This window comes from Parabacteroides sp. (assembly GCF_977054455.1).
The window spans coordinates 1-17560 of sequence record NZ_CDRTCT010000020.1 but is presented as its reverse complement, the minus strand read 5'-3'; the positions used below and the strand labels follow the sequence as shown (position 1 = coordinate 17560).

Below are 17560 nucleotides of genomic sequence, written 5' to 3'. Positions count from 1 at the left end.
TTTCCATAGGGAGAAACTTCTGTTTCCATACGAAGAAACGATTGTTTCATGCCCATGAAACGTTTATTCGATGGCAATCCCTTCTATTTCGATCAATAACTCATCCCGGCAAACGTCCGCCCACATATAAGATATGGGAATATTCAAGTTATATCCTTCCAACAGCCGGCAAGCCTCTTCATAGAAGGATTTCTCTTTCAGGTAGACACGCAGCATTTTCAGTTTCGCCTTACCGATCAGTTGATCGATATTTTCCATCGTGATATGGAGCTGGCGTCCGAGACCGACTCCTACCAGGCTTTCTTCCCCGCGGATAGCAGCCGTACCGGAAATGTAAACGATCCGCCGGTCATCGAAAGTCATGCTCTTGGCCCGTTCGAACTTAGGTGTCGCTTTCTTCTGCTGGGCAGCTTCGAGGACCTGGTCCGAATAAGCATGGGCGGCAATCTGCAACTTATTGTCAATCGGGGTGGCGTAGCACTCGGGACGGGCAAATACGGCCGCATCCAAGTCGACCAGTATACCTCCCAAGTTGGCCCCGATACCGGTAGCAGCCGGATAGCCATTGTTCCAGTCCGTCTTTCCGTAGAAATCGGCACGGGCGTTGTTGAACATCTGGTAATGTTGGTCCGGCCCGTCGAAGCGGGTGATCTGCTCGATGTAGTTCCACTGGCGGATGATGCTGTTTACGGGGAACCCTTCGCGGCGCATCACCTCTCCCATCATGTGGAATACTTCGGCGGACTGTTGCTGGATACCGAAGTTGATCACATCTCCGTGGAAACCTCCGGCAAAGAGGAAACGGCCGTCGGCATTTTCCAGTACGACATACGGGAAACCTGCGTAATGGCGGAAGGTGACATGATCGCCTTCATCCGCTTTGTAGCTATGGACCTCCAGGATCAACCCTGCATTCAGAGGAGGCTGGGAAACGTAGCTCAGTACCGGCTCATGATTGCCGTAGAACTTACGGATCTTCTCGCGCAACATGATGCGGCGGGAGACGTATTGCCCGTTGTCGTTCGGCATACCGAAGAATGCCAGGCGGAGAATCTGTTCGTCCTGGGGCAACTGTGCCAGCAGGGCGTCTACCATCTCGCCAAAGGCAGCCAGCCCGGTCATATAGATATTGTAATGTATTTTATCGCAATAATTCATAAAGAGTTCACATATTCGGTTAATGCTTCGATATCTTTCTCTGAGACCTTTTTCTCGATGCCGTGCTTATGGACACTGAACACCTCTTTCATGGTAGCGGCACGCCCGTCGAACAAATAAGGAGCCGTACGCCACACCTCACGCAAAGTCGGAGTATCCCAACCTTTTTCGAACTCTATATCTTCACCGATACGGTGGTATTTCATATCCGTATAGTAGACACCGCTATGGCATTCGCCGCACTTCAGCTTTTCGAACACCTTCTGCCCTTCCTTGGCCAAATCGGACAGCTCGCCGTTCACCAGATAAGGGCTGGGCACGGGACGAAGCGATTTCATGTAGGCATCCACACACACGGCGTCTTCTTCGGAAACATCATAAAACTGGATGAAGTTAAAGCCGGCCCGCACAGCCCGTTCCGCATGTTCACGGATACCGGAAATCATGTTGGGAGGAGTCACATGGCTAAAGAGCATGCTCTTGCAGTTCTTGGAGTTGCCGACGCCGTCGTTCATCAAATCCCAGTTCATGCCGTCCGTACGACCGTCTCCCGGATGGCAACCGTTACAACTCTGCCAGTTCTGGAAGCAGTGCGAAGCATCGTTAAAGTAGCGTTCGCCCTTGTTTTCAGCCGTTTCCTCGCGTCCGGGATTCAGCTCGACCGCCGTGACTTCGTTCGTATTGATATCCATTATGTTCAAGACATCGGCAAAGTAAGTCGGGATAATCAGCTTGTCGCCGTTCAGGATCATATTGCGAGGACCGTTCCCCTCCAGCGGGATACGTTCGCGAAGGCCGTACAAGAAAGTCAGATCGTAGTCCAGCACCTCCTTATTGGGATAGTTCAGGAATTTCTCCAACATCGCCTTATGGTCGATCACGCTGACCTCGTGCGTTCCCGAATGGGAGATGAAGACAGACTCGTCGTTGCAGGCAATGCTCCAGATACCGGCCGCACCCCGCTCGGGCTCGTCCACGACAATGGCTCCTAAGAACTCCTGCTTGTCGACATCGATCACGCTGAAAGCACTCGTGTTCATCCATCCCTGCTGCAATTGGGAAGTCGGAACGGTGAAACGCCCTAAGTTGTGCGATACATATATATACTTGCCGTCGGGAGTGATACAGATTCCCCGGAGGGCGTTGCTTCCGTTCGCCAGTTGGATGTCCTTCACCTTCGTAAAGCCATCCATTTCGATGACGGAGACACAGGCGGCCACGTAATCGAGATCAGCCCGCTGTGAAGGGAGGAAGTTCGTGACGAACATATATTTGCCGTCCTTGCTGAACACGGCGGACTTCGGTTCGCGCAATACTTTCACCGTACGCATCACCTTACGGGCCGCCGGATCGATTTCGGAGATCGTGGTCTGGAACTGGTTACATACATATATATGCTTCTTGTCCGGACCGAACATCGGATGGCATGCTCCCAAACCGGTCGGAATGGAAGCCTCCACTCTGCCCGATTCGAGCGACAGGATCTGTAAATGGCCTGTCGTTCCGAATGTCGTCACATACGCCTTGTCGCCCTCTACGAGAATACCCGTCGGCGCTTCGTCCATCGGGAAAGAGCGCAGCAATGTCTTGCCATCAGGCGAAAAAACATCCACCCGCTTTACCCCTTTATCCGTCATCAACAACTCACCTTTGGCATTCGTCACGACATCTGTCGGGAAGAACGGTGGGTTGCCTGCTGAAGCAAAGGAGATGCAACAGCAGGCAAAACAAGCCACTAGTGAGTTTTTAAACATGTATTTTCGTGTGTTCATGGTATATTATATTTTTTTTGCTTTACTATATCCCAACTCAAGCGAAATCGCCTGGGCCACTTTCCTTATACAGTCAGCCGAAACCCGTACGACCTCTTTCGACAGCCGATCCTTCGGGCCTGAGATCCAGATTGCCCCGCAAGGATAACCCGTATAATTAAAGATAGGCGCCCCGATGCAAATCACACCGTTCAACTCTTCCTCGTTATCCATGGCATAGCCCAATTTCCGGACCTTCTCAAGTTCCTCCAGATAAGCGTCACGCGTGGTAATAGTCCGGGCGTTGTAGCGTGTAAATTCCATATAAGACAAATACCGGTCCCGGACCGTATTCGGCAGATAAGCCATGATCGCCTTTCCCGGAGCCGAGCAATGCAAATCGAAAGGTTTCCCCGGCGAGAGGATAAAACGGAACGTATGATGCCCCTGTGCCTGCTCGATAAAGATTCCTTTCCGGTCCCCCAGCACGCCGAAGCATGCCGTCTCTTTCACCTGATCGCGCAAATCACGCAAACGAGGCAAAACCGTTTCCAGCAAATTGTGTTCGTTCAGTGATCTGAATCCCAAAGTTAGCAATTTACGGGATAACTTGTACCGCTTTGTATCTTCATTATAGATCAAATAATCCAGACGGACCAACGTATTTAAAATACGGTAGGCCGTGGTCTGCGAAATATCAAGGGTTGACTTGATATCCTGAAGCGTCTCACCCTGGGTGTGAAGCGACAAGTACTCAAGTACAGCGATCCCTTTTTCGAGATTCGGCACCTTGTAGTTCTCTTCTGCTTTTTCCATATTTGAAATAACGCTTTCCATATTTGAAATATTGTTTCAGATTTGAATCAAATATAAAGGAGAGCGCAGAAATGCAAGCAGGATGTTTGTAAAAATTAGTTAAGTATGTCGTATAACACAAAACAATAGACAATCGTCAATTTTTCCTGTAGCTGATTACGGCCAATAGGTTAAAGAACACGGCGAACAGACAAACCGCCATGAAGTGCCCGGTGAGGTCAACCAAAGTACTGCCTTTCAAATAAACCATCCGCATCACTTCGACCAAATAGCGGAGCGGGTTGAAACGCGTCAGTTCCTGCGCCCAGACCGGCATACTGCTGATCGGTGTGAACATACCGCTCAGGAGGACAAAAATAATCATAAAAAAGAAAGCCGTGAACATCGCCTGCTGCTGGGTGGACGAGACGGACGAGATCGCCAGGCCGAAGCCGGTAAACGCCATCAGGTAGACTGCCGCAAACAGATAGATGATCCCCATATTGCCTACCGGCAGCAGCCCGTAGACCAACCAGGCGATACAGGCGCCTATCGTGAGCAGGAAAAGACCGATAATCCAGAACGGTATCAGCTTGGAGAGCAGAAACAGGGCTTTCGGGACAGGCGTCACGTTGATCTGTTCGATCGTCCCTTTCTCCTTTTCGCTCACGATGTTCAGGGCGGATAGGAAACCGCCGATGAGCGTCAGCAGGAAAGCCATGATGCCGGGAACCATATAGTTCTTATAATTCAGATGCGGATTGAACAGGTTCGTGGCACGGATTCCGCCCCCTGCGGCCGATACGGACGAGAGGACATTCTCCTCCTGATTGAAATCCCGGATGATGGACGCGAGGTATGAGCTGCCGATTCCTCCCTTCGTCCCGTTCACGGCATCGGCGGCGATCAGGAGCTCGGCCGTTCCCTCCCGTCCCAGCCGTTCTTCGAAACGGGACGGGATCTCGAGGATGATATCGGCGGCATTGCTTTCGATGGAAACCAAAGCCTCGTCGTAGCGGGGCGAAACATCCGCCAGACGGAAATAGCCGGAGGAAAGGACCTTGTCTGTCAATTGGCGGGAAAGGACAGAATGGTCGTTATCCACGATACTCAGGTTGATATTCCGCATCTCGAAATTGGCGGCAAAAGGGAGGACCACCAGTTGTATGACCGGCAACAGGAAGATGATACGGGGCAGGAACCGGTCCCGCCTGATCTGTTTGAACTCCTTCTCCAATAAATATTTCAGCATCCTCATCATAATCGTATTTTAAAACGTTTCACACTTAACCCTACCAGCACGACTGCCATCAATGTCAACACGCCTATTTCCTGCAGGACGGAACCGAAGCCCAAGCCTTTTATCATGATATCTTTCACGGCGATGATATACCATTTGGCCGGCACGATATTGGAAATGACTTGCAGGATCTCCGGCATATTCTCGATCGGGAACACCATCCCGCTAAGCAACATGACAGGCAGCATCAGGACAACGGCGCTGATCAGCATGGCGGCCTGCTGGGTGTCGGCGATCGTCGAGATCAGCAATCCCAGGCACAACGCCACCAATGCGTAGAGGACGGAAACGCCCACTAACAGCGACAGGCTGCCATTGATCGGCACATCCAGCAGGAAGTACGACAAAGCCAGGATAGTGGCTATATTCACCAGGCTCAGCAACAGATAGGGAGTCGCTTTTGCCAGAATGATATAGACCGGTTTCATCGGAGAGACGAGAAGCACTTCCATCGTCCCGATCTCTTTCTCCTTCACGATCCCGACGGAGGTCATCATGGCGCAGATGAGAATCAGGATCAGCCCCATGACACCGGGCACGAAGTTATAGGCGCCCTTCATTTGAGGATTGTAGAGCAACTTGATTACCGGCGTAATCGAGTTGCCGGTTGAAAGCGGCTTCGCGTTGCTATTTTCACTTTCCACTATTATCTGCGTGGCATACGCGGATAGCTGGGTGGCTTCGTTCGGATCGGTAGCGTCAACCAATAGCTGAATGCCACTTTCACCTTTCATCTTTCCACTTTCAACGGCTATTCCGGCAGGGATGACGATCACCATCCGGACTTTCCCCTGGCGGAAAAGGGACCGGCCTTCTTCTTCGCTATCGATCATTTTGTAGATGCTGAAATACTCGCTGGCGGCAAAGTGCGAAATCATCTTCTGCGTCACCTCGTCCCGGCTCTGGTCCAGGATCGCGACAGGCGCACGTTTGATCTCCGTCGTGATCGCATAACCGAAGAGGATGATCAGGATCACAGGCATCAAGAGCAGGATCATCATCGTCCGCTTATCGCGGAAGATGTGGATAAATTCTTTCTTAACAAAAGCAGTAAAAGAACTTTTCATGCTTATTTCTTAATTTTCAATTCTCAATTCTCTTCGCTCTCCGTGCCAACGCATGGAAGACTTCGTTCATATTACCGGCCCCGAAAGACGATTTGAGGGCGGAAGGGCTGTCGAGGGCTTCGATCTTTCCATCTACCATGATGGAGACACGGTTGCAATACTCCGCCTCGTCCATATAGTGGGTGGTGACAAAGACCGTAATGCCCCGTTCGGCAGCCTGGTAGATCAGTTCCCAGAACTGGCGGCGGGTGACGGGATCGACCCCTCCGGTCGGTTCGTCCAGGAAAACAATCCGGGGCTCGTGGATAATGGCGACGGAGAAGGCCAACTTTTGCTTCCAGCCCAACGGCAAGGCGTCAACCAAGGTGTTCCGTTCGTTCTCCAGGTCAAGCACCCGGAGCAACTCGTCCGTCTTCGCTTTCAGCTGCTTTTCGGAAAGGCCGTAGATGCCGCCGTACAACCGGATATTCTCCCAGACCTTCAGGTCGCCGTAGAGGGAGAACTTCTGGCTCATGTAACCGATATGCCGTTTGATCCGTTCCGTTTCCTTATAGATCTCGAAACCGGCGACCATTCCCGTCCCGGAAGTCGGCGACGAAAGGCCGCACAACATGCGCATGGCCGTCGTCTTGCCTGCCCCGTTCGCTCCCAGGAAGCCGAAAATCTCCCCCTCGCCTACCGTGAAGCTGATATGGTCGACGGCGGTAAAGGTTCCGAAGCGTTTCGTCAGTTTATCTGTTTCTATTACGTTCATAATTCTTTCTGTTTAAAAAATAGCCGTCCCAACTCGGGACGGTCCTTTTCATACCTACAAAGCCATAAAACAGTCCTCGATACCGGGTTTTATCGGTTCGATTCCGATATCCGCATGTCCTTTTGCCGTCAGGAAAGCCTGCAAATCCCTGCGAAAGGCAGCTTCCCCCTCTTTCTCCACCACATCCTTCCGAATGGAGAAATGATGCGCGTCCCCGAAAGAGAAGCAGGAGTCCGCATCCGGATATGTCCTGAGATCGAGCAACAGCTTATACATCGAAGCCGACCGGATGGCATACAAATGCTTATCGAACGTAAGGCGGATGCCTTCCGGCGTATCGACCGACAGGCAACGCCCGCCACGCATCAGCGCGACACGGTCGCAACGGGAAGCCTCGTCCATATAAGGCGTCGAAACCAGGATCGTAATCCCTTGCCTCTTCAGCCGGTCCAGCATATCCCAAAACTCCACACGCGAAACCGGATCGACCCCTGTCGTCGGCTCGTCCAGGAAAAGGACATCGGGCCGATGGATCAGCGCACAGCTCAACGCTAACTTCTGCTTCATTCCACCGGAGAGCTTCCCGGCTTTACGTGTCTTGAAAGGCTCTATCTGGACATATATATCCCGGATCAGGTCGTAGTTTTCACGGACAGTCGTATTGAACACGGTAGCAAAGAAATTCAGGTTCTCTTCCACCGTCAGGTCCTGATAAAGGGAAAAGCGTCCCGGCATATACCCGACACGCCACCGGATTTCCTTATAATCGCGCACGACATCCAGCCCGCAAACCGATGCCGTACCGCTATCCGCCAACAGCAAGGTAGTCAGTATCCTGAACAGCGACGTCTTACCCGCCCCGTCCGGCCCGATCAGCCCGAAAAGTTCCCCTTCGCCGATATGCAACGAGATATCCTGCAAAGCCTGAACCTCCCCGTATGCCTTATTTATGTGTCGAATATCTATCTCTCTCATATAATTGTCAATTGTCAATTAAATATCACTTCCCCATATTGTCCGATCTTCAAGTAACCGTCGTTCTTGACGGCGATCTTGACGGCATAGACCAAGTTGGCGCGTTCGTCTTTGGTCTGGATTCCTTTCGGGGTAAACTCCGACTTTTCGGAAATCCAGGTGACCGTACCGGGATATTCCCTTTGTTCCTTTTCTCCGAAATCTGCAAAGACACGAACCTGCTGTCCGAGTTTCAACTGCGTCAGTTGTTCAGCGGTAGGATAAGCGCGGAGATACAACAGATCGGTGTCGGCTATCTTGTAAAGCGGCTTGCCGGCAGTCGTGACTTCACCCGGTTCGGCATATTTCACGAGGACAGTGCCGGACTGCGGGTTGACGATGCGGCTCTTCTGCAACTGGTCGTCCAGCTGCATGATCTGGTAGACGATACTTTCCGCTTCGGCATCCGCCCCTCCTGTCGTTTTATGCAAGGTCGAATATTGGGCATCCAGTTGTTTTTGCAACACCTTGATGTTATTGACGATATCATCGACCTGTTTCTGGTTGCCGGCTTTTGCCTTCACCAGGTTCTCCATACGCTGCTGTTCGCTCCGGGCGACGGCAATCTGCTGTTCGAGAGAAGCGATCTGTTTACGGATATCCGGTTTGCGGATGTCCACGCTACGGAGGCCCGCTTCGAGCTGCTTTTTCCGGAAATAAAGCTGCGTACTGTCCACATAGCCCAACACGGATCCGGCTTCGAGGCGGTCACCTTCCTGCAGGTTCAATTCCATAATCTTCCCGTTCGCCTCCGAAGAGACGATTATTTCGGTGGATTCGAATGCTCCGGTGGCATCGAAGTCATTGTTATTGCTGCTGCAAGCAGACAAAGCCAGAACAAAACTGAATAAAAGAATCTGTTTCATATTGATCGTGTTTAATCTTCATTTGTTTACATCGTTTGTCGTGTACATATAATTATAGATCGATTGCAACTGTTGTATCCGGTGTGCGGCTGCCGCTTGGCGGGCCTGGTCTTCGGAGTTGATTTCGCGGATAAGGTCGGTGACGGAGATCACGCCGTTCGCCAGCTTGATTTCGGCTGCCTTCTTGATGCTGGTGCGGAGGCGGATGATCTCGTCATCGGCTTTCATCAGGTCGGTCATCTTTCGGATCTCCGTGTTCTGCTGTGTCAGTTGGAGACGCGTGTTGAAGAGGAATGTCTCCCGCTGCACCTCTACTGCCTGGCGGTTCGTGGCAATCTTCCGGCGATCGTTCTTCAAGGTATATAGTTTACCCATGTTCCAGCTCAGGCGGACACCGGCGACATAGAACGGATTGAAACTGTCTTCCAACATATTCAACCCCGGCCGGCCGTAACCGCCCTGGAAGAAAGCACCGACATGCGGCATCAGGCCGGCAGTCAACTGCCTGTTCTGCAGTTCGAGCAACTCGCTTTTGGCATCCAACGCACGAAGCTCCGGCCGGTCGATCACAGGCGACAACGAAGGTGTCCCCGGCAACGAAGGAACTTCCAGCACGAACGTCCCGGCATCCGGACGGCCGATGAAGGCTGCCAGCATCTTGCCGTAAGCCGAACGGGCGGCCTTCAACTCGATCTCCTTCTGGCGGGCGTTCAACAATTCGACTTCCATGCTTTCGCGGTCGGACTGGTTGGCAACGCCATTCTCCATCATGGCCGAGATACGGTCGATATTGAGTTGCAACTCTTTCTGGAGCAAACCATTCTGGCGGATCAGCTCCTCCTGCAGGAGACAACCGAAATAAAGCTGGTTCACCCGGTCGTTCAAGGTATAAAGGTCACTGTTCAGCTGTTCCCGGTCGGCCGTCGCCTGCGCCTTCGTCAACCGGCGGGTGGAACGGATCGCACCACCGTCCCAGATCGTCTGGTTCACTTCAGCCACCACCTGGTACTGATCCTTGCTGAGTGTCGGGATCTCGATTCCGGGAATGGTTGCCGACAGCTTGTCGGCGTCGAACGGCAACTTCGTCACATCGCTCTGGTACGTTGCCTTTGCGTTGACCGAGAGCTGCGGCATCCAGCCTTTGGCGGCATTGGAGAGGTTGTACTGTTCGGTCTGTCCGATCAGCCCGTACTGGCGTATCTGCGGATAGTTGGCATGCGCCCATTCGTAGCACTCGTCCAGCGTAACACGCTCCTGCGCTCCCGTTCCTTCCGCCATAAGGGGAAAGACGAGCAACAGGGCGATCTGTTTCCAGCTATACGGAAATGTCTGTTTCATATAGACCCTCCTTTCATTCTTTTACAGTTTGCAGCTCGTCCGGCGTCAGTAACCGGAGCATGACATCCGTGATAAAGGCCTTTCGCTCCTGTAGGAAGTCCTCGAACTTTCGGGGATCGCCTTCGAAGAAGACACTCGTGAGCGGATTCCTCACCAATACCGGGAAAACGACCAAGCTCAACAACGTGGAAGCCACATAGACAAAGGGGAGTTTCTTTAGCAACCCTTTGTCCATTTCTTCCTGCATCTGTTTCTGCAAACGCAAAAGCGGTTCGAGGCGTATGGGATCACGCAGAATCGCGCGATAGAGATGCTCCGGGTCCCGATTGAATTCATTCACCACAAATATCGGGAACAAAGGATTCGCCCGGATCATGGCCATATACTGGTCCACAATCCTCGGAATCTTATCCAAACAAGCAGCCGGCTCATTCACGATCATTTCGATATTGGGCAGCAATGCCCCTATCAGCTGTCCGAAGATAGCATCGAAAAGCATCTCCTTCGTACGGAAATAATAGTGCATGGCCGTACGGCTGATCCCGACCTCGGTAGCGATATCGCCCATCTTGGTCGCCTCATACCCTTTCCTGACAAACACCCGTTTAGCCGCTTCGATAATCCGGCTTTCCATGTCTTGAAGTTCTTCTGTATTCATCGTTGTAATGTTATTAAATATTTCATCTTATATGTCTGACACATGTGTCAAAAGTAGTATAAAAAAACAGGAGCGCAATAGCTACGCTCCTGTTTTTAATATCTTTTAGCGATTAATCGCTTCTTACTTATCTATTGTACGGGCCGGAACCCCCTCGAAAGTCATTTTAACAGGATTTATGAATCCGTTCTCATCGAAAGTCATCCGGTCGATACAAGTCACCCGGTGGTCGCGGGTATTGTCGTTCAGCGGACGGCGATGGTAGACGATGTAGTAGTCTTCCGAGTTCGGCACGTGCAATACGGAATGATGTCCGGCCCCCCGCGCTATCGTCGAATCCTGCTGGAGAATGGTGGCGACACGGTCAAACGGTCCGAAAGGCGAATCGGCAATCGCGTAGGCAACGCAATAATCGGGACCGGTCCAACCTCCTTCGCTCCACATGAAATAGTACTTTCCGTTCTTCTTGAACATGAACGGGCCTTCCACATATTTATCCGGTGTCACCTCCTTGTAAACCGTCCCGTCTTCAAAGGGGACCAACCCGGTAAAGTCGTCGTTCAGGCGAACGACATTGCAATGTCCCCATCCTCCGTAATACATATAGTAGCGGCCGTCGTCGTCACGGAATACGAACTGGTCGATCGGCTGCGCCCCGTTCACGATCTCGTTGATAAGCGGTTTGCCTAACAGATCCTTGTAAGGACCTTGCGGACGGTCGCTGACGGCAACCCCGATGCCTCCTACTTCACCTTCATGCACATCGTTGGCTCCGAAGAAGAAATAATATTTGCCGTCCTTATGGATGATAGACGGCGCCCACATGGCTTTCTTCGCCCATTTCACGGCGGAGGTATCGAGGACGGACGAATGCTTCGTCCAGTTCACCAGATCCTTGGACGAAAAACAATCGAAATAGGTCTGCCTCTCATACGCGTCGCTCCAAGTCGGGAATATCCAATAAGTATCGCCGTAAATGATCCCTTCCGGATCGGCGTACCATCCTTCGAGCACGGGGTTGCCGCCGGCCGCTACTTCATCAGTAGCCGCCTTTTGTTGCTTCGGCTGTCCGCAAGCCGCTAAAGCAGCGGCACATAACAGCATGTATAAACATTTTTTCATTGTACGATTTTTTACCTTTATGATCTTTTTACTTCTGTTCCATATTCTTAGCCAACCCTCCTTCGGATGTTTCCTTATAGAGGCTCGGCAGGTCGTTTCCGGTCTGGCGCATCACTTCGACTACCTGGTCGAAACTTACCCGGTGCTTGCCATCGGAGAAATTAGAGAAGGTGTTCGCATCCAGCGCACGGGCTGCCGCAAAGGCATTACGTTCGATACAGGGAATCTGGACCAGACCGCAAACCGGGTCGCAAGTCAGTCCCAGGTGATGCTCCAGCCCCATCTCGGCCGCATACTCGATCTGGGCGGGCGTCCCCCCGAACAACTGGCTGGCCGCCGCTGCCGCCATCGCACAAGCCACGCCGACCTCTCCCTGACATCCTACCTCGGCTCCGGAAACGGAAGCATTCGTACGCACCACATTGCCGAACAACCCGGCAGTCGCCAACGCACGCAAAATGCGGGAGTCACGGAAATCGCGGGATTCTTTCAGGTGATAGAGCACAGCCGGCATGACACCGCACGAACCGCAGGTCGGGGCCGTCACGATCTTGCCTCCGCAGGCGTTCTCCTCGGAAACGGCCAAAGCATACGCATAGACCATCCCGCGGCTTTTGATGCTGCTGCCGTAGCCTTTGGCACGGATCATATAGTCGGATGCCTTACGCCGGATCCCCAGGCCTCCGGGCAGAATGCCTTCGGCTTCGAGCCCGTTGCGGACCGCCTGTTGCATCACTTCCCATACTTCGGCCAGATAGTCCCATATCTGCGGGCCTTCACACTGTTCGACATATTCCCAATAGGAATGGCCGGTCTTTTCGCACCAGGCCTGTATGCCCTTGATGGTATTCATTTCGTAGACCTGGCCCTGCGTCAGCTCGTTGTAAGATTCGTTTGCCAGCGTTCCGCCCCCGATACTGTAAATCGTCCAGTTATCCAGCTCCTCTCCGCTTTCGTCAAACGACTGGAACAGGATGCCGTTCGGGTGGAAAGGCAGGAACACTTTCGGTTCCCAGATGATGTTGGTCTTGGCCACCGGGGTCAACACTTCGAGAATTGCCGCATCCGTCATGTGGCCTTTGCCTGTAGCCGCCAGGCTACCATAGAGGGTTACATTAAACCGCACAGCCCCCTGATTGCGTTCCAGAAACATCCGGGCGGCACGCATCGGCCCCATCGTGTGGCTACTGGACGGCCCGTGACCGATCCGGTATATTTGCTTGATTGATTCCATTTACTTATACTTTTAAAAATATATTCCGCTTATAAAGCAGCCACAAAATTACATAAATTATCAATGCATTCGACGCTGCAATCAAGACCGGATAATAATTTCCCGTATATTGTTCGAGACCATGAAAAAGAGATATCCCTATACATCTGAAACTAATCACGTTAGCCAACATGTAAGCCACTATCGAATTCATGCCGTAGACTTTCAGCCAAGTCAGGTTCTTCCGATGTCCCTTATAATCGATCCAATAATAGAACACGCCCATCAGCAGAAAACAGTAACCGCTGCTGACCAGCACCATCGAACTCGTCCATATCTTCTTGATCACCGGAAGCTGCAATCCCCACAGCCAGCCCAGGGCAACCATTGCCACGCCGATCCCCAGCAGCCATTGCCATTTGCGCTTCCGGTCCATCGCACTTTTCAGGATCTGTCCGGCAAAAAGTCCGGTCAGCACCGTCACCCCGAAGTTCAGGCTACTTAATATCCAGGTATAACGGTATGATTTGGCAAACACGACCTGCCCGTTCTCGACCACGGCAGCATCCCGGAACCGTCCCAACACGGTACGGTCCACCCATTCGGCCAGGTTTCCGTCGGGCGTGTAGTTGCCACCTCCATAACCGTCGACCGTAATGAACTGCATCGCGCCCCAATAGGCCAGCAAGAGAGCGACTGCCGTCCCGATCTGTACGGAGAGCCGCACATGCAGGAACAGCAGGGCCGCGATCAGGTAGCCCACCGCAATCGCCTGCAACGTGTTCGAATAAAGATAAATCCGGTCCGGATCCAATCCTAACAGATTTCCCTGGCACATCATCCCGAAAATCCAGAGCAATATGACGCGTTTGATGATACGGCGGTACACCGCCCATTTATCCGGCATCGCCTTATAGCGGGAAAGGGCGAACGGCATCGACACGCCCGCCATGAACATGAAAAGCGGCATCACCAGGTCCCACGAAGAGAAACCTTCCCACTGCACATGCGAGAAGCCCCACAGAAAGTCATTATACCACGACGCGTCTATCGCACGTCCGAGAGGATGCAGAATCCCTTCCAGCGCCACCAGGCAAAACAAATCGAAGCCACGCAACACGTCGAGCGACTCCAGGCGTTTATAAGCTGAGTTCATGAAATGTATGATTTGTTAAACTTTTAAGAAAATCCGTTGACGATACAGGAAGTACAGGAATCCCCAACAAACGGCAATGTAACCGATCGATACGACCAACGGTTGAACGGTCTCCGGCATCAGCCCGGCAAGCCCACCGAACAAAGCGTCGGAAGTGAAAGAGAAATTGACGAACTCCTGGGCCAGATAGATCGTGATAGAGTTCACGCCGATCACCTTAAAGAACAGCGTCCATTTACGAAACTCCAACACGTCGACAACATAAAAGAACAGAGCAAACATCCACACGGAGTAAGCCCCGACAACACAGACAAACGAACTCGTCCACAGGTTCTTATTGATCGGAAAGAAAAGGCTCCAAAGCAAACCGACAACCAACAGGACAGCCCCGGCAACAACCAGTCCGCCCACTTTCTTCTTATCCGTCAGCCCTTCCCGCCTCATCTTGATGAACTCACCCGTAAACATACCTAACAGTGCGGTCGCAATCGCAGGCACAGTCGACAGAATCCCTTCGGGATCATGTACCGTCAAGTGCAGGCGTCCGGGCAACAGCAAACGGTCCACATAGCCGACCAGCGAGCCTTCCATCGTAAACACCCCCATCCCGTTGCCGTCCGGCGCCGGGACAAAAGCCAACAACAGCCAGTATCCGACCAGGATAGCCGCCGTAATCCAGACGCGCGTAACCGTCCGCGTATTGACAAAGATCAACGCCCCGAACATCCATGCCAGACCGATGCGCCCCAACACGCTGGCGTAGCGCTGATGTTCAAAATCGAAATTCAGCAGTCCGTTGTAGACAAAGCCCAGAACCACCAACGTCAGCCCGCGGCGGATAATCTTCTTATAGATATCGGCATCCGTCTTTCCCTGCTCCCGCTGCTTCTCCAATGAGAACGGAAACGAGATACCGGCAATAAACAGAAACAACGGGAAGATCGTGTCGTGATGCGTCAGCCCGTCCCACTTCACATGGTGCATCTGGTCGCCTATCGCCTGAAAAAAAGGATTCGGGAACAACGTCGCCAACGCAACGAAAAGAGAAGCTCCTCCCATAATAAAGAACATATCAAAACCCCTCAGGGCATCCAGCGATAGCAGCCGCCGGGACTGTTTTTGTTTTTCCATCAGACTAATGCTTTCAATTGTTCAACATGGTATTGTTTTTATTACACTTCCACAAAAGTACATACAGAATTAACCGAAAACAAATATTCGGGAATAAAAGAGTCTGGCTGTTCTATTTTTTCCGGAACAATGGTTACAATGACTTAACTCAAAAAATGTCCGAACAGGACGTGCAAGATAGGCAAATTTCACTTTACCCTTCTCTTCACCTCAGAATTGGAAGTACTCCTTTCCTGCAAGTGTTTCACCTTGCTATTGCCGAAGTTATAGGAACAGCGCAGGCCGACTTGAAAGGCTTCTCCACCCGTGTATTTACTGGTTGACAAATAGTCATTGGTGATAACTATCTTTCTTGAAGTTTCAATTTTTCCATCATTCAGAAAAGCCATTCCTCCATAATAAAGCGCAACAGAAAAATCATTTATATTGACACTCAATTCTGTTCTGAATGATAAATTGTGCGGATAGGTTGCATAGGCTGTACGCTGCTTGGAGTAATAGCTTCCCATTAAATTAAAACGGATGTTTTGCTTTGGGAATAGCAGAAAGCTGTTATAAAGATTTACGTTTGCCGAATGATAGTGATAGCTCAATAACCCCACCTCCGATTTCCCCTTCATGGAGTTCCAAGCATAATTGGCTGAAATATTGGCTGATCCTCTTCCGTTTAAGTAATTGAGGTTGGTGTTATATCCGGCTCCTATGTAATGGAATTTGCCTACATTTTCAGGTTTGTTTTCTATAACTCCTCCATCGACAGAATGCTGAATCACATTTTGCATATCGTTTGTAAATTCGTGTTGCAGACTGAAAAAGTGTCGGTTGTTGAAACTATAATTGATGTTTTCGTAAAAAAACTTCGTCGGTTGCAAATAGGGATTTCCTTTGGAATATTCCGTCGGAGAGATGCGTACGATGAATGGGTTTAGAAGATCGAAAGAAGGGCGATCCAATGAATAGGATGCCGAATATCCGATGGAATGTTTTCGTGCGATCTGATAGTTCAGGTTCATCTGTGGCAACACTCTGAAAAAGTTCGTTTTGAAAGAGAAGTTTTGCCGATGTTCTTTCCCCTCGTATCTTGTGTACTCAAAACGTGTACCAAAAGAGGTGTAAAGTTTGCCCCAGTTTTTTGACAAGTCGAAGAAGAGAGTCGGAGTAAACTCGTCGACATCAAAATCGCAGCTTTGTTCGGGGTCTAACGTAAAGCGGTCATTATCCCATCCCAAATACTCATTACTGGTCCGAATGGCCGAATAATAAGCATCTGCTCCGAAATCGTAGGCAAATTCTTTCCCGAATTTTCCTCCATATTCAATTCTTGCCGAATAAATAGTAGAGTTTTGAGGTACGATTTGCCATTCTTTCAAATAGAGCGAGAGGATATTCCTTTGTTGGTCTACATGATTCATTTCATTGATCACGTTTTGTTTGTTCGCGTCATACAAATAATCCACATCAGCCGTCAGATAATTATCCCGATCTTTCGGACGGTATTGGTAATTAATGTTAGCTGTGATATTCTTCCCTTTCCGGATATGATCGGAAAGGGTGGTAATGAATTGGTCTGTATGCCGATAGTGCGTCAAGTCGTTCATTCCGCCATCATCGTCTTTCAGTGATCCGAAAATATTGACACCTAAACTCTTTGTCTCTGAGAATTGGTAAACTCCCATGAAGTTCATCTGATAAGTATGCGCTTTCGATTTTTCCAATCCTGCACGGTTGATGGCATACCCTTCTTTCAAGTAGTAAGTTTCGTCTTCCACTTCTTTGTAATTCCTGTAATTTCCTGCGGAAACACTGAACACATTGCTCCATTTGCTTTTCGCATAATCCAATGTAAGACTTCCCGTTTCCTTGAAGTCATGGGTCTTCCATACTTGTCCATTGAGGAATCCTTTCAGACCTTCATCTTCTCTTTGCTTCAATTTAATAGACAGAACGCTATTTGCTCCTTTATACTTGGCGTCAGGAGTACGGATGACATTTATCGTTTCTATATTATCGGCAGGCAAAGCCTTTAAATAGACAGCTAATGCTTCTCCTGAAAGATTCAGCTTCCTGTCATTTACATAAACGACAGGAGTACTACGCCCCACAACCGTGATCATCTCATTTTGCACAGTTAGCATCGGGACCATTTTCAAGGCTTCGAAGGCATCATTATTCTTTAAGGGATTGTCGTTCATGTTGTAGACAAGTCCGGTAGGAGTTGTAACGATAGTTCGTCTTTT

General features: G+C 50.7%; 15 protein-coding genes. All 15 read right to left on the bottom strand.

Annotated elements, in window-relative coordinates:
• Window positions 1–63: 63 nt before the first annotated feature.
• Window positions 64–1158: a chorismate transformation enzyme, FkbO/Hyg5 family gene (locus ACW6QF_RS11265; protein ID WP_456087903.1), complete on the bottom strand. Its 1095-nt coding sequence runs from the start codon at window positions 1156–1158 to the stop codon at window positions 64–66.
• Entirely contained in the window at window positions 1155–2930 is a 1776-nt protein-coding gene (locus ACW6QF_RS11260) for a YVTN family beta-propeller repeat-containing protein (RefSeq protein WP_456087902.1), read from the bottom strand. The genes ACW6QF_RS11265 and ACW6QF_RS11260 overlap by 4 nt, the downstream gene beginning before the upstream one ends.
• Before the next feature lie 6 nt (window positions 2931–2936).
• Window positions 2937–3746, bottom strand: a complete 810-nt coding sequence (locus ACW6QF_RS11255) for an IclR family transcriptional regulator (protein WP_298554574.1) — start codon at window positions 3744–3746, stop codon at window positions 2937–2939.
• A gap of 115 nt (window positions 3747–3861) precedes the next feature.
• On the bottom strand, window positions 3862–4956 hold the full coding sequence (locus tag ACW6QF_RS11250) for an ABC transporter permease (protein ID WP_456087954.1): 1095 nt from the start codon (window positions 4954–4956) through the stop codon (window positions 3862–3864).
• 5 nt (window positions 4957–4961) lie between these two features.
• Window positions 4962–6071 carry an ABC transporter permease gene (locus tag ACW6QF_RS11245; protein ID WP_456087901.1) on the bottom strand — a complete coding sequence of 370 codons (1110 nt, stop codon included), beginning with the start codon at window positions 6069–6071 and terminating at the stop codon, window positions 4962–4964.
• A 16-nt stretch (window positions 6072–6087) separates the two neighbouring features.
• Complete coding sequence (locus tag ACW6QF_RS11240; protein ID WP_456087900.1) at window positions 6088–6825, bottom strand: ABC transporter ATP-binding protein; 738 nt, start codon at window positions 6823–6825, stop codon at window positions 6088–6090.
• 54 nt (window positions 6826–6879) lie between these two features.
• Window positions 6880–7800, bottom strand: coding sequence for an ABC transporter ATP-binding protein (locus ACW6QF_RS11235; RefSeq protein WP_456087899.1), 921 nt, complete (start codon window positions 7798–7800; stop codon window positions 6880–6882).
• Window positions 7801–7814: 14 nt separating this feature from the next.
• Window positions 7815–8705: an HlyD family secretion protein gene (locus tag ACW6QF_RS11230; protein WP_456087898.1), complete on the bottom strand. Its 891-nt coding sequence runs from the start codon at window positions 8703–8705 to the stop codon at window positions 7815–7817.
• A gap of 18 nt (window positions 8706–8723) precedes the next feature.
• Window positions 8724–10043, bottom strand: a complete 1320-nt coding sequence (locus ACW6QF_RS11225) for a TolC family protein (RefSeq protein ID WP_456087897.1) — start codon at window positions 10041–10043, stop codon at window positions 8724–8726.
• Window positions 10044–10056: 13 nt separating this feature from the next.
• Window positions 10057–10701 (bottom strand): TetR/AcrR family transcriptional regulator, encoded by a 645-nt coding sequence (locus ACW6QF_RS11220; protein WP_456087896.1) that lies wholly within the window; start codon window positions 10699–10701, stop codon window positions 10057–10059.
• Window positions 10702–10824: 123 nt separating this feature from the next.
• A complete protein-coding gene (locus tag ACW6QF_RS11215; RefSeq protein WP_298554593.1) occupies window positions 10825–11823 on the bottom strand; it encodes a glycoside hydrolase family 43 protein in 999 nt (332 codons plus the stop codon).
• Window positions 11824–11851: 28 nt separating this feature from the next.
• On the bottom strand, window positions 11852–13057 hold the full coding sequence (locus ACW6QF_RS11210; RefSeq protein WP_456087895.1) for an L-serine ammonia-lyase: 1206 nt from the start codon (window positions 13055–13057) through the stop codon (window positions 11852–11854).
• Window positions 13058–13061: 4 nt separating this feature from the next.
• Window positions 13062–14192, bottom strand: a complete 1131-nt coding sequence (locus ACW6QF_RS11205; protein ID WP_456087894.1) for an acyltransferase family protein — start codon at window positions 14190–14192, stop codon at window positions 13062–13064.
• Window positions 14193–14207: 15 nt separating this feature from the next.
• Window positions 14208–15323, bottom strand: a complete 1116-nt coding sequence (locus ACW6QF_RS11200; RefSeq protein ID WP_456087893.1) for an acyltransferase family protein — start codon at window positions 15321–15323, stop codon at window positions 14208–14210.
• Between the two features lie 188 nt (window positions 15324–15511).
• Window positions 15512–17560 (bottom strand): outer membrane beta-barrel family protein (locus ACW6QF_RS11195; RefSeq protein ID WP_456087892.1); only part of this gene is annotated, 2049 nt, incomplete at its 5' end.

Excerpts from the sequence above, each read along its gene's own strand:
- ACW6QF_RS11265 (WP_456087903.1), bottom strand. The coding sequence starts at position 1,158 with ATGAATTATTGCGATAAAATACATTACAATATCTATATGACCGGGCTG.
- ACW6QF_RS11260 (WP_456087902.1), bottom strand. The coding sequence starts at position 2,930 with ATGAACACACGAAAATACATGTTTAAAAACTCACTAGTGGCTTGTTTT.
- ACW6QF_RS11255 (WP_298554574.1), bottom strand. The coding sequence starts at position 3,746 with ATGGAAAGCGTTATTTCAAATATGGAAAAAGCAGAAGAGAACTACAAG.
- ACW6QF_RS11250 (WP_456087954.1), bottom strand. The coding sequence starts at position 4,956 with ATGCTGAAATATTTATTGGAGAAGGAGTTCAAACAGATCAGGCGGGAC.
- ACW6QF_RS11245 (WP_456087901.1), bottom strand. The coding sequence starts at position 6,071 with ATGAAAAGTTCTTTTACTGCTTTTGTTAAGAAAGAATTTATCCACATC.
- ACW6QF_RS11240 (WP_456087900.1), bottom strand. The coding sequence starts at position 6,825 with ATGAACGTAATAGAAACAGATAAACTGACGAAACGCTTCGGAACCTTT.
- ACW6QF_RS11235 (WP_456087899.1), bottom strand. The coding sequence starts at position 7,800 with ATGAGAGAGATAGATATTCGACACATAAATAAGGCATACGGGGAGGTT.
- ACW6QF_RS11230 (WP_456087898.1), bottom strand. The coding sequence starts at position 8,705 with ATGAAACAGATTCTTTTATTCAGTTTTGTTCTGGCTTTGTCTGCTTGC.
- ACW6QF_RS11225 (WP_456087897.1), bottom strand. The coding sequence starts at position 10,043 with ATGAAACAGACATTTCCGTATAGCTGGAAACAGATCGCCCTGTTGCTC.
- ACW6QF_RS11220 (WP_456087896.1), bottom strand. The coding sequence starts at position 10,701 with ATGAATACAGAAGAACTTCAAGACATGGAAAGCCGGATTATCGAAGCG.
- ACW6QF_RS11215 (WP_298554593.1), bottom strand. The coding sequence starts at position 11,823 with ATGAAAAAATGTTTATACATGCTGTTATGTGCCGCTGCTTTAGCGGCT.
- ACW6QF_RS11210 (WP_456087895.1), bottom strand. The coding sequence starts at position 13,057 with ATGGAATCAATCAAGCAAATATACCGGATCGGTCACGGGCCGTCCAGT.
- ACW6QF_RS11205 (WP_456087894.1), bottom strand. The coding sequence starts at position 14,192 with ATGAACTCAGCTTATAAACGCCTGGAGTCGCTCGACGTGTTGCGTGGC.
- ACW6QF_RS11200 (WP_456087893.1), bottom strand. The coding sequence starts at position 15,323 with ATGGAAAAACAAAAACAGTCCCGGCGGCTGCTATCGCTGGATGCCCTG.